General features: G+C 73.9%; 10 protein-coding genes. 2 read left to right on the forward strand and 8 right to left on the reverse strand.

What is annotated here, in order from left to right; translation table 11 throughout:
- Positions 1 to 11: 11 nt before the first annotated feature.
- A complete protein-coding gene (locus NE234_RS33395) occupies positions 12 to 1,013 on the reverse strand; it encodes an NADP-dependent oxidoreductase (RefSeq protein WP_252784875.1) in 1,002 nt (333 codons plus the stop codon).
- A 275-nt stretch (positions 1,014 to 1,288) separates the two neighbouring features.
- Here NE234_RS33395 and NE234_RS33400 point away from each other — a divergent pair, with 275 nt between their 5' ends.
- Positions 1,289 to 1,729 carry a hypothetical protein gene (locus NE234_RS33400; RefSeq protein WP_252784876.1) on the forward strand — a complete coding sequence of 147 codons (441 nt, stop codon included), beginning with the start codon at positions 1,289 to 1,291 and terminating at the stop codon, positions 1,727 to 1,729.
- A 122-nt stretch (positions 1,730 to 1,851) separates the two neighbouring features.
- Here NE234_RS33400 and NE234_RS33405 read toward each other — a convergent pair whose 3' ends face one another.
- Genes NE234_RS33405 through NE234_RS33430 form a run of 6 tightly spaced genes read right to left on the reverse strand, consistent with a single transcriptional unit; the run spans position 1,852 to position 9,179 of the window.
- Positions 1,852 to 2,667: a glutamate ABC transporter substrate-binding protein gene (locus NE234_RS33405; protein ID WP_252784877.1), complete on the reverse strand. Its 816-nt coding sequence runs from the start codon at positions 2,665 to 2,667 to the stop codon at positions 1,852 to 1,854.
- A 12-nt stretch (positions 2,668 to 2,679) separates the two neighbouring features.
- The gene (locus NE234_RS33410) at positions 2,680 to 4,101 is read right to left on the reverse strand and encodes a hypothetical protein (RefSeq protein ID WP_252784878.1); all 1,422 of its coding nucleotides are present in this window, start codon (positions 4,099 to 4,101) and stop codon (positions 2,680 to 2,682) included.
- Positions 4,098 to 4,910, reverse strand: a complete 813-nt coding sequence (locus NE234_RS33415; protein WP_252784879.1) for an FHA domain-containing protein — start codon at positions 4,908 to 4,910, stop codon at positions 4,098 to 4,100. Before NE234_RS33415 ends, NE234_RS33410 begins: the two co-directional genes overlap by 4 nt.
- Before the next feature lie 2 nt (positions 4,911 to 4,912).
- Entirely contained in the window at positions 4,913 to 6,208 is a 1,296-nt protein-coding gene (locus tag NE234_RS33420; protein WP_252784880.1) for a vWA domain-containing protein, read from the reverse strand.
- The gene (locus tag NE234_RS33425; RefSeq protein WP_252784881.1) at positions 6,205 to 7,203 is read right to left on the reverse strand and encodes a PP2C family protein-serine/threonine phosphatase; all 999 of its coding nucleotides are present in this window, start codon (positions 7,201 to 7,203) and stop codon (positions 6,205 to 6,207) included. Before NE234_RS33425 ends, NE234_RS33420 begins: the two co-directional genes overlap by 4 nt.
- Before the next feature lie 2 nt (positions 7,204 to 7,205).
- The gene (locus tag NE234_RS33430) at positions 7,206 to 9,179 is read right to left on the reverse strand and encodes a tetratricopeptide repeat protein (RefSeq protein WP_454923405.1); all 1,974 of its coding nucleotides are present in this window, start codon (positions 9,177 to 9,179) and stop codon (positions 7,206 to 7,208) included.
- Here NE234_RS33430 and NE234_RS46275 point away from each other — a divergent pair.
- A complete protein-coding gene (locus tag NE234_RS46275) occupies positions 9,115 to 9,507 on the forward strand; it encodes a hypothetical protein (RefSeq protein ID WP_454923406.1) in 393 nt (130 codons plus the stop codon). The genes NE234_RS33430 and NE234_RS46275 overlap by 65 nt on opposite strands.
- A 196-nt stretch (positions 9,508 to 9,703) precedes the next feature.
- On the opposite strand, the gene NE234_RS33435 is transcribed toward NE234_RS46275, so the two are convergent.
- Complete coding sequence (locus NE234_RS33435) at positions 9,704 to 10,861, reverse strand: hypothetical protein (RefSeq protein WP_252784882.1); 1,158 nt, start codon at positions 10,859 to 10,861, stop codon at positions 9,704 to 9,706.
- Positions 10,862 to 11,304: the final 443 nt, after the last annotated feature.

Raw genomic sequence — 11,304 nt, forward strand, 5'->3', positions numbered from 1 at the left:
GGGTATTCAGGTCAGAGCCGGACGACCATCTTGCCGGTGTTGCGTCCGCGGAGCATGGCCAGGAACGCGTCGACGGCGTGGTCGATGCCCTCGAACACCGTCTCGTCGAACTCGATCCGCCCCTCCGCCAGCCAGCCGCCGACCTCGCGGACGAAGTCGCCGAACCTGGCGGAGTGGTCGCTGACGATGAAGCCCCGCAGGGTGAGGCGCTTGCCGATCATGAGGGCCAGGTTGCGCGGGGCGGGCTGGGGCTCGGTGGCGTTGTACATCGAGATCGCGCCGCAGATCGCCGTCCGCCCGTGGTCGTTGAACGCCTCGATCGCCGCCTCGAGGTGGTCGCCTCCGACGTTGTCGAAGTAGACGTCGATGCCGTCGGGCGCGGCCTCGGCCAGCAGCCTGCGCACCGGGCCGGACTTGTAGTTGAAGGCCGCGTCGAAGCCGAGCGGGCCGGTGAGATGGGCGACCTTCTCGTCGGAGCCGGCGCTGCCGATGACGCGGGCGGCCCCGCGCAACCGGGCGATCTGGCCGACGAGCGAGCCGACCGCCCCGGCCGCGCCGGACACGAAGACCGTGTCGCCCTCCTTGAACCCGGCGACGTCGAGCAGGCCGACGTACGCCGTCAGCCCCGGCATGCCGAGGACTCCCAGGTAGGCCGACAGCGGCACGCCGTCGATCGGCCGTACCGCGCGGAACCGCCGCGCGGGCGCCACCGCGTGCTCCCGCCAGCCGAGGTCGTGCAGGACGAGGTCGCCCTCCTTCAGGTCGGGGGAGCGGGACTCCACGACCTCGCCGATCGCGCCGCCGGTCATGGCCTCGTCCAGGCCGAACGGCGGAACGTAGGACTTCACGTCGTTCATCCGCCCGCGCATGTACGGGTCGACGGACATGAAGTGGTTCCGGACGAGCACCTCGCCTTCGCCGGGAGCCGGCAACTCCCTCTCCACCAGCGCGAAGTCCGTCGGCTCCGGCCAGCCGTGCGGGCGGGACACGAGGTGCACCTCACGCGTCTTCATGGTCTACGTCTCCTCTACGGGTGAAGGAAGGCTGGTGCCGCCTACGTTACTCACGGGTAGGTGCCGGTCGCCGGGGCGGGTCGGCGGTAACGGGACGGTGGCGACTTTCGGATCGGTCGAAATCGGGCGTTAGTGACACTTTGTCGCGGGTACTCAGGGCGCACCGAGGCACTGACCGGTCGTCGAGACAGGAGGCTCGAACCATGACCGCAACCCGATGGGCGAGCGGAAGAACTCCATACCGACACGTCCCGGCGCGAGAAGGGTGAGGGGCGATGGCCGTGCTGTTCGCCCTGCCCGCGGTGGCCTTCGCCGTCCTGGTGACCATCCTTTACGAGGACCGTCTCCTGCCGCAGACCGGCTCCGGGCCCGAGCCGTCCGCCGACGCCGAACCGGCGCGGGGAACGGCCCTCGCGTCCCCTTCCGTCGCCACCGCGACGGCGGAGGAGACCGTCTCTCCCTCTTCGCCCGACATGGCCGCCGTACCCGCGGCCGTCGAACCCGCGGCCGTCGAACCCGCGGGTGCTCCGGCCCCGTCCCACGCCGCCCGGCCGCGCGGCCGGCAGTGCGACGTCCGCCGGGACGCCGTCTCCCAGGGCCGCCCGCGGATCCACCGGCCCGTCGCCGGCTCGGCCGCACCCCGGGTGGCCGCCGCGCAGGCGCGTTCCGTCCGTGAGGTCCGCCTCGAAGGCGCCGTCTCGATCCCACGGCACTGATCCGCCGCCGCTCGGCGCTGCTACGGGACCCCATGAGTTCCGCGGCACGACTCGTCAGGACGGGTCGCGCCGCGGCGGCACGTCAGGGCGCCGATCCGCACCGGAGGAGACGGACCTCCGGCTCAGCCACAGCCCTCGAACTGCGGGACCGTCGTCGTGACGTTCAGTCCCGTCGAGCCGAACCACCGCTTGAGCAGCTTCGCGGCCGTGCCGTCCTGGTACATCTCCGTGATCGCCTTGTTGACGTCCTCGCAACCCCGGATGTCGCCGGGGCGCAGCCCGACGCCGTACCGTTCGTCGGAGAACGGCGCGTTGACGAACCGGACCTGGTTCCCGCGCTGCGCGGCGAAGCCCGCCAGGATCAGGTCGTCGGTGGAGATGGCGTCGACCTTGCGGGAGATGAGGTCGTCCAGGCACTCACCGTACGACGCGGCGGGCACGAGGCCGGCGTCGATCTTGTGCTCCTCGGTGACGCGCCGCCAGGAGACCGAACCGGCGACCTGGCACAGCCGCCTGCCGCGCAGGTCCCGGACGCCCCGCACCGCCGTCTCCGTGCCGCGCACGAGGATGTCCTGGTGCGCGACGTAGTACGGGCCGGCGAAGACGACCTGGGTCTTGCGCTCCTGCGTGATGGAGTAGCTCGACACGACCATGTCGACGTCGCCGCTCCGCAGCGCCGCCTCCCGCTGGCCGGGGGTCACCGGCTTGAACGTCAGCTGCGTGGCGCCGAGCCGCCGCGCGACGTCGCGGGCGACGTCGATGTCGAAGCCCTTGTAGGCGCCGCTCGCGTCGCGGACGCCGAGGCCAGGCTGGTCCTTGGCGACGCCGACGACCAGATGGTCCCTGCCGCTGACCGACGCGGTCGCCCCGCCGGCCATCCCGCACCCGGCCGACGCCAGCAACAGCGTGACGGCGATGCCGATTCGACGTAGTCGCATCTGCGCGCTCCCTTACCGGTACTCGGACAGCCGCGGCCGGACCCCGGCGAGGATGAGGATGATGAGGACGATCGCCGCGCCGGGCAGGACGACGTTCCACCCGCGCAGCCCGTGGTCACCGGAGGCGATCGCCCGGTCGAAGGCGCGACCGTGCAGGTCCTTCAGGGCGACCAGCGCCTTGTCGTAGGCGTCGAAGTCGCCGGTGCCGCCGCCGAGCTTGGTCGTGAGGGCCGCGCGCCGGTCGCCGGAGGCCGCGACCAGCCGGATCGCCCGGTCGTCGTGCTGGACCTTCTGGTACCCGGTCAGCACCTTCCGCAGCGCCGCCTGCTGCCCGGGCAGCGTGATGTGGTGCGCCTCGGTGCCGTAGAAGCCGAGGAAGTCGCTGCCACCGATCTTCTCGTCGAGCAGGGAGTAATAGCTGTCGAGGTTGCCCGCCGGGACGTAGAGGATCGCCTCGGACTTGTCCAGGTAGACCTGCTCGTACGTGTCGGCGCGCCCGGGGTCGAGCAGGTAGCGGCTCTCGTCCGCATGGGCGCTGTTGCTGATCGCCCGGGCCCGCGACAGCGCCAGCACCGAGTCGAAGCCGTCCTCCTTGGCGGTCCGCAGGCGCCCGGCCTCGCTGGACAGGAGTGCCACGCTCACCACGACGAGCACGAACGTGCCCACCGTGGCGAGGGCGAGGAACGGGTTGACCAGGCGCCGGAAGCGAGCGGCGAAGTAGATCTGCACGCCGACGAGGACGACGACGAGCAGCAGGCCCGTGAGCGCCACCCAGACGCGGCCCCGCAGCACCGCCGACCGCTTCGCCTCGTACGTGCGGCGCACCTTCGTGCCGTTGTCCAGCGTCAGGTTGTACGCCTTCGGCAGCACGTCCAGCTTCATCAGGTCGGTCGCCTGCCGGTACAGGGCGGTGACGGCGGCCGGCGGCGGCCCGGCGGCGTGTCTGGACTGCTCGTCGGTGAGCAGCGCCTGGCCCGCCAGGCGCTCGTACCGGCCGAGCGCGTCCAGCATCTCCTGCGCGGTCCGCTGCTCGGTCGGGTCCGTGCCCGCCAGCCGCGAACCCTGCAGCAGCGCGCCGTTCGCCTCGGACCGGCGCTGCTCGTACACCTTCAGCGCCGCGGCCCGGCGGCCGGCCAGCCCGGCGTCCCCGCCGATCAGCAGCGCGTCGGCGAGCTGGGCGTCCATGTCGCTGAGCGCGAAGTACAGGTCGCCGGTGGCGACCACCTGCGGGCCCGCGTCGTGGCCGATCACCCGCAGCCCGTCGCGGGCGTCCCGTACGGTCAGCGTGGTGACGAGGAGCACGACGAGCACCGCCAGGGCCGCCAGCGCGGCCAGCGCGCGGATCCGGCCGGGCATCGTCCGGATCCGCAGGCGCCCGGTCAGCCGCCCTTCCCGCCGGGCCGGGGCGGGCGGGGGAGTCGTCGTGATCGTCACCGCAGCCTCCGCAGCGTGATGGTGGTCCAGACGCCCACGTGCACGCGGTCGCCGTCGCGCAGCGGCACCTCCACGTTGACGGGGATGGGCGTGTCGCCCTCGTTGATGGTCGTGCCGTTCGTGGACCCGGGGTCGACCAGCGTCCAGGTGCCGTCGGGCTTGGCCAGCAGGACGGCGTGCGTGTGCGAGACGCCCGGGTCGGCGGGCGGCTCACTGAGGTCGATCTCCGGCGTGATGCCGCGCGACGCGCTCCGCCGCCCGATCAGCACCTGTTCGCCGGCGAGCGGGATGCGCCGGGACGGGCAGTACGGCGGGAACGTGAAGTCCTCGTCCTCGGTCACCACGCGGTCGTAGTACTCCCGGTCGGCGATGACGATGGCCGCCCAGTCGGTGGCCGGCGGCTCGGGCGCCGGCGCCTTCGCGGGCGCCCAGTCACGCGTGACCGGATCCTCCTCGTTCGGGTCCCCGGGAGCCGCGGCCTGCGGCGCGGGCGGCACCGGCACGGCGGGAGAGGACACGGGCGCGGGCGCGGCCGCCGGGGGACGCGGGGTGGGCCGGCCGCCGCCGACCGCGTAGTCGTACCCGCAGTCCTCGCAGAACCGCCCGGTGCGGGGCGCGCCGCAGTCGGGGCACCCCTCACCGGCCGTGGGCGTCCCCGTCGTTGGCAGCCCGGGGGCGGGCGTCCCCAGCGGCGGCGTCACCGGCGCGGAGGACGCCGGCGGGGCGGCCGGCGCCCCGCCGATGCGGGCGCCGCACACGTCGCAGTAGTCGGTGGCCGTCGAGGTGTGCCCGGCCGGACAGATCGCCATGCTCAGCCCTCGCCCCGGCGCGTGCGCACGGTCTTGGTGGAACGGGTGTCGAGGGACATCTCGTCCGCCTTGTCGACGTCCTTCTTGAGCCGTACGCGGCCGGTCGCCGGGTCGTCGACGTCGACGACCTTGCCCAGGAGCGAGGCGATCGCCTCGTTGCCCGACTGGTGGGCCAGCGCGACGGCCCGGCCCAGCCGTGCCGTCGCGGTGTCGAGGTCGCCGTCCTTACGGGCCTGCAGCCCGACCTGGATGTTCTCGGCGAGCTCGGCCTGGCCGGTGTAGTGGGCGACCTTCGGGTTGATCCGGGTGGACTGGGCCTCGTCGTCGGTCCACTCGGCCAGGACGTTGCCGCTGGCCACCACCTGGTCGCCGAGCATCAGCTTGACCCACGCCGCCCGCATCTCCCGGCCGACCTCGCCGGCCGGGACCTCGACGCAGATGTGATAGTCACGGCTCTCGCTGCCCCAGGCGCCGAGCGGGTAGTCACCCGACCGCTCGTCGACGTCGGTCCGCCGTCCGGTGAGGTCCTCCACGGTCGGCAGCACCTGCTTGACGAACCGCAGCTTGGCGAACTGCGGCGTCCACACCCGCAGCGCGACGTCCGCGACGGCCTTGCCCATCGCGGCCTCGGTCATCGCGCGGAAGTCGGCCTCCAGGGCCTCCGGGCTCGCCACCATGTCCAGGCTGCCGAGCAGCGCGGAGGCGACCTTCCGCAGCTCGGCGACCTCCCAGTCGGTGCCCACCCCGCGGCAGTCGCAGACGAACCGGCCGACGACCTGGGCGATCGCCGCGTCGAGCTGTTCCGGCGACTCGTGCTGGTTCTTGCCGTCGGTGAGCAGGATCGCGTGCCGGATGCCGTCCGGGTGCCCGGCGAACAGCCGCCCGGCGAGGGTCAGCCACGCGCCCATCGCGGTGCCGCCCGTCGCCTTGAGCCGGCTCAGGGCGGCCTTGGCCTCCGCGCGGGTCTGCGCGTTCGCGGGGACGAGCTCCTCGGCCTGCGGATACACCATCTTCGCGCGGCTCGACCCGGACACCACGGCGAAGTTCACCCCGTCGCGCAGCGTGTCCACCGCCGCCTGCGCCGCCTTGACCGCCGAGGTCATCTTGTTCCGCGGGTAGTCCATCGACCCGGAGGTGTCGATGATGATGACCTCGGCCGCGGACGCCCCGGTGCCGGTCGCGACGCCGACCGGCGCCCCGGTCGACTCGACCGTGACGATCGCGTGGACCTCCCGGCCGCCCTGCGGCAGGTACTTGTTCTGGTCGATCCGGATGCTGAAGTCCGGCTGTTCGGTCATGCGGCGTGCTCCTGTGTCAGGGGGATCACCACCACGGTGATGTTGTCGCGGCCTCCGGCGTCCAGCGCGAGGCGTACGAGATGGCGGGCCGCGGTGAGCGGGTCCGCGTCCGGCAGGACGGCGGTCAGGGCCGCCGCCTCCGGGTAGTAGTTCCACAGCCCGTCGCTGCACAGCAGCAGCGTGCCGGGCCCCTCCGGGACGAACGTCGTGACGTGCGGCTCGATCTCGCCCGCGTCCGCGCCGAGCCAGGCCACGATGGCGTGGGCGTTCGGGTGGACCCGCGCCTCCGCCTCGGTCAGCGCGCCGTGCGCCACCATCTCGGCGGCCCAGGAGTCGTCGGTGGTGAGCCGCCGCGACGCCTGCCCGTCGAGCCAGTACGCGCGGCTGTCGCCGACCCAGCCGACGGTGACGCCGGACGGCCCGGCGTACGCCGAGACGTACGTGCAGGCGGGCGCGTCGCTCGGCGAGCCGGCGAGCGCCGTGACCGCCTCGACGGCACGCGCCAGCGCGGCGCGCGTGGCCTTCTCGGGGTCGTCGCCCGCCCCGAGGCGCTCGGTGAGCGCGGCCAGGCCCGTGTCGGCGGCGGTCCGGGAGGCCACCTGCGGCAGGGGAGAGCTCGACACGCCGTCGCAGACGACCGCCGCGACGCCCCCGGCGACCGCGGCCAGGGCCATGGCGTCCTCGTTGCGGCTGTGCCGCAGGCCCCGGTCGGTCACCCCGGCGGCGCCGCCCGCCTCCGTCTCGACGTGGTCGCGGTCGCCGGGCCGCAGCAGGCCGCACCGCTCGCAGTACCCGTCCTCGCTGAACGCCGTCGAACCGCATCCCGCGCAGGCCCCGGCGGGCGCGGCCCCGCGCTCCGTGGAGGATGCGCCGGCCGGGAACCGGCCGTCTCCGGCGGAGGGCGTCTCGGTCAGGGACCGGCCGCACGCCTCGCAGAACGCCTCACCGGCGAACACCTCGCTGCCGCACCACGGGCAGCTCTCCTGGGCGCCCACGCTCAGACCACCGTCACCGGGCGTACGGCGTTGGCCTGGTCGACCAGCCGGTGCCGTTCGGCGCGGGTGGTGGCCAGCCGGGCGAGCGACCGATAGGTCTCCTCCAGCTTGCGGCGCAGCCCCGACTCGGTCAGCGGCGTGCCGAGCACCGAGCCGGTGCCGTCACCGGCGTGGCGCACCCGGTCGAGCGCCGCCTCCAGCACGCCGAGGGCGAGCAGCCCGTGGCGGCCGGGGTCGAGGTCGAGCGCGGCGAGCCGGGCGCCGGCGCCGACGAGGTCCCCCTCGCCGATCTCGGCGGGGTCCCGGTCGCGCACGGCCGTGTTCACCGCGGAGATCTGCGCCGCGATGTGGTGGCTGGAGATCCTCGGCACCGAGTCCAGCGCCCGCAGGGCGCCCGCGCGGTCCCCCATGGCGAGCCGCGACCGGGCCAGCCCGTAGCACGCCGAGACGAACGCCCGGTCGGTGCGCCACACGGCCTCGTGCAGGCCCGCCGCGCCGGCCGGGTCGCCGAGCAGCTCCCGGCAGTACGCCAGGCCCAGCTTGGGCGCCGCCTCGCCCGGCATGAGGGTGTACAGCTCGTCGAACAGGCCCGCCGCCTCCGCGACGTTCCCGGCCGCCAGCACCGCGACCGCGCGGTACCAGCCGACCCGCCAGTCCTCCTGTGGCAGGGCGTCCAGCACCGCGTGCGCACCCGCCGCGTCGCCCAGCTCGATGCGCACCCGGGCCAAGGTCAGGTCGACCTCGGGCGTACGCGTCGGCGCGCTCGTCAGGGCGTCGGCGAGCCGCTCCGGCTCCAGCGCGGTCAGGCCGGCGAGGAACCCGGCGGCCGGGTCGGCGGAGTCCACGAGCGGCGCCGGCAGCGTCGCGGCGGCGTCCGCCGGCAGGAGGAGGTCGAACACGTCCCCCGCCGTGAACCGCTCCGGCCCGAACAGCGTCGAGGCGGCCGGGCGCGGCTCGCCGTCCTGGGCGGACAGCACCTCGCGCAGCACGCCGGTGAGCTGGTCCGCCATGTCGGAGGCGTCCTGGAACCGGAAGTCCGGGTCGGGATGGGTGGCGCGGCGCAGCAGCCGGTCGTAGGACTCATGGCGAGCGAGGACGGGCACCTCCGCGCGCGGCGGCAGGTCCGCCGCCCACTTGGTGGTGTAGCCCTTGAAGGGGAAGCTCAGCACGGCCAGCGTCCGGCCCACGGTGTACAGGTCGGAGCTCACCGAGGGGCCGACGTCGGCGATCTCGGGGGCCTGGTAGCCGACCGTGCCGTAGATCGCGCCGTCCACGTCGTCCACGCGCCGGACGCCGCCGAGGTCGATCAGCTTGAGCTGCTCCTCGGACTGGATGGCGTTGTCCGGCTTGAAATCGCAGTACAGCACCCCGAGGCCGTGCAGGTAGTCGAAGGCGCGCAGCACCTCGATGCCGTACGCGATCACCTGGGGGAGCGGCAGCGCGGCGTCCGGTCCCTCCTGCTCGCGCCGGTCCTTGAGGATGTCCTTGAGCGGCCGGCCGCCGACGTACTCCATGACGATGTAGCCGGAGCCGCCGTGCTGCACGAAGTTGTAGATCTTGACGATGTTGGGGTGCTCGACCTCCGCGAGGAACGCGCGTTCGGCCGCCGCAGCGGCCAGCGCGTCGGCGTCCCCGGTGTCGAGCAGGCCCTTGAGAACGACCCATCGGTCGCTGACGTTCCGGTCCCGGGCGAGGTAGATCCAGCCCAGGCCGCCGTGCGCGAGACAGCCGAGCACCTCGTACTGCCCGCCGACCAGATCGCCCGCCTTGAGCTTCGGCGTGAACGAGAAGGGAGTGCCGTCCTTCGGGCAGAACCCCTCCGTGCGGCCCGGCCGGTCGCCGCGCGACCGCCCCACCGGCTCGCCGCAGACGCTGCAGAAGCGCTTGCTCTCCGCGACGACCGGGTCGGCCATGATCGCAGAGGCGGGGTCGCGGTACGGCACACGCGGCACCTCGACCAGGCCCGCCCCCAGCATCCCGCGCCGGCGCGACGACGACCGCGACGAGCCGGTGCGGACGCTGCGGCTCGACGTGCTGCCCGTGCTCCCCGTGATCCCGGTGGACCCGCTGGACCCGCTGGACCCGGTGACGCCCGTCCCGCGGCCGGCCGTGGTGACCGAGGCGGACCGCGCCGAGGCCGGCGTCCCTCCCGCCGCCGACCCGCTCGCCGAGGGCGGCGCCGACCCGGCGGCCGGGGCCAGCCCGCAGACGTCGCAGTACCCGTCCACGATCGTGCCACCGCACCCCGGACGCGCGCAGCGGTCATCGGGCGCCGCGGCGGGAGGCGGCACGGCGGCCGCCTGAGGGACGACCGAGGCGGCCGCCGGGGCCGGCGCGCCGGCGGCCATGCCGCAGACGTCGCAGTAGCCGTCCTGGATGGTCCCGGAACAGCCGGGCTGAGCGCACCGGTCGTGCACCGGCGCGGCGGCGGTGGGTGCCATACCGCATACGACGCAATAGCCGTCCTCGACGGTTCCGGCGCAGCCGGGCTGAGTGCAGTTCACTTTCTGTCTCCGATCGCGCGCTGGTACTCGGCCAGCGCCGCCGTGGATCGCCGCAGGTCGCAGGGGGAGGTCCAGAGCAGGTCGTAGGCCCGCTGGTAGAGCGCCGTCAGCTCGGGGTCCTCCAGGCCGCCGAGCCGTCCGGCCTTCGCGCGGTACGCGTCGAGCCGGCCGCGCAGCTCGTCCCGCCGCTCCAGGAGCCCGGCGATCGTCGCCACGGTCGTCCGCGCCTGGTCGAGGGCGCTCGCGGCGGCCTCCTCCAGCCGCGCGACGCGCACCGCGACCTCGGTCCACCGGCCCCGTACGGCGCCGAGCGCGGCCAGCCGGTCGGCCAGCGCCGCCGACGAGTCCGGCAGGTCCGGCAGCATCGGTGCGGCGATCTTCGCGAGGACCCGGTCGCGTACGGTCCGGGCCTCGTCCTCGGCCGCGCGGATCAGGCCGATCGTCTCCTCGACGCGCCGCAGCCGCTCGCCGTACTCGGCCCGGACGCGTGCCGCCTCCTCCAGCCGGGAGCGGAGCGCGTCGAGGGTGGCGTCGACGTCGTCGAAGGCGGCCGGTCCGATCGACAGCGGGTCCGTCCGCACGGTCTCGCGGAGACCGTCGAGCTCACCCTTCACCCGGTCGTACTCCGGGTCGGGGCCGAGGGAGTCCAGCATCCCCTCCACGGCCCGCGCCGTCCCGGACGCCCGGTCCAGCCGGGTGAGCAGCGCCGACCAGGCGGTGTCCACCTCGGCGATGTCCCGCGCCGTCTCCTCGTACAGCGCGGTCATCCGGGCCACCACGTCGTCCAGGGACATGCGCTCGGTGGACGGGCCGAGCAGCGTCCGCCGCTCGAGGGGGATCCGGGTGGCCAGCTCGATCGACGGGCCGCGCGTCAGGTGTTCGAGCTCGGCGAGCCGCTCCTGGTCCGGCCGGCCGCGTCGCGCCCGGATCTCCTCGGCGCGGGCGAGCACTCCGCCGTACGCCTCGAACAGCCGCCACAGCGACGCCATCCGGTCGCCGATCCCGGCCCAGCGGTCGGCGGTGAGCCCGGTCAGCGGCGCGCCCTTGAGGAGCTTGTAGCCCTGCTGCGCCTCGAGATCGAGCAGCCCGGCCGTGATGCGGTCCCGCTCGTCGCGCAGGCGGCCGAGGACGCGGTCGACCTCATCCCGGTTCACCGGCCCCCGCCCCACTTCTAGCCCGCGCGCGCCGACCCCGGAAAGGGCGCCATGCGGACGAATTTTGCGCTGTTATGGCTTTTTGTCGGGTGCCTAGTTTTCCCCAAAGCCGGAGCCGTCACAAGCGATCCCGCCGCCATCCCCGAGTGGCCGGGCCGACCGCCCCGCCTTTCACCCCGCCGCCGAGCGGCGTTCCCATCGGCCGCCGGCGGTGAGCCCGGAATCGTCGGTGCAGAACCGTCCGCCCGTTCTGAGGGACGGTGTCACACTTCCGGGGCGGCGTCGCTCTCAGGTGGTGACCCGAATGCCGACGGCAGAAGGAACTTCCCAATCGTGTTGTCAAGCCGCGAGTGTGACGGGAGGTGACTCTTGATAGCACTGTCCGTCACGGATCATCGCCCACAGGACGTTGAGGCGTCGACGCGCGAGAGCCAGCAGTGCCT

This window comes from Actinoallomurus rhizosphaericola (genome assembly GCF_024055675.1).
Lineage (GTDB): Bacteria > Actinomycetota > Actinomycetes > Streptosporangiales > Streptosporangiaceae > Actinoallomurus > Actinoallomurus soli.

Excerpts from the sequence above, each read along its gene's own strand:
- NE234_RS33395 (WP_252784875.1), bottom strand. The coding sequence starts at position 1,013 with ATGAAGACGCGTGAGGTGCACCTCGTGTCCCGCCCGCACGGCTGGCCG.
- NE234_RS33430 (WP_454923405.1), bottom strand. The coding sequence starts at position 9,179 with ATGCTGGGGGCGGGCCTGGTCGAGGTGCCGCGTGTGCCGTACCGCGAC.
- NE234_RS33420 (WP_252784880.1), bottom strand. The coding sequence starts at position 6,208 with ATGACCGAACAGCCGGACTTCAGCATCCGGATCGACCAGAACAAGTAC.
- NE234_RS33415 (WP_252784879.1), bottom strand. The coding sequence starts at position 4,910 with ATGGCGATCTGTCCGGCCGGGCACACCTCGACGGCCACCGACTACTGC.
- NE234_RS33405 (WP_252784877.1), bottom strand. The coding sequence starts at position 2,667 with ATGCGACTACGTCGAATCGGCATCGCCGTCACGCTGTTGCTGGCGTCG.
- NE234_RS46275 (WP_454923406.1), top strand. The coding sequence starts at position 9,115 with ATGATCGCAGAGGCGGGGTCGCGGTACGGCACACGCGGCACCTCGACC.
- NE234_RS33400 (WP_252784876.1), top strand. The coding sequence starts at position 1,289 with ATGGCCGTGCTGTTCGCCCTGCCCGCGGTGGCCTTCGCCGTCCTGGTG.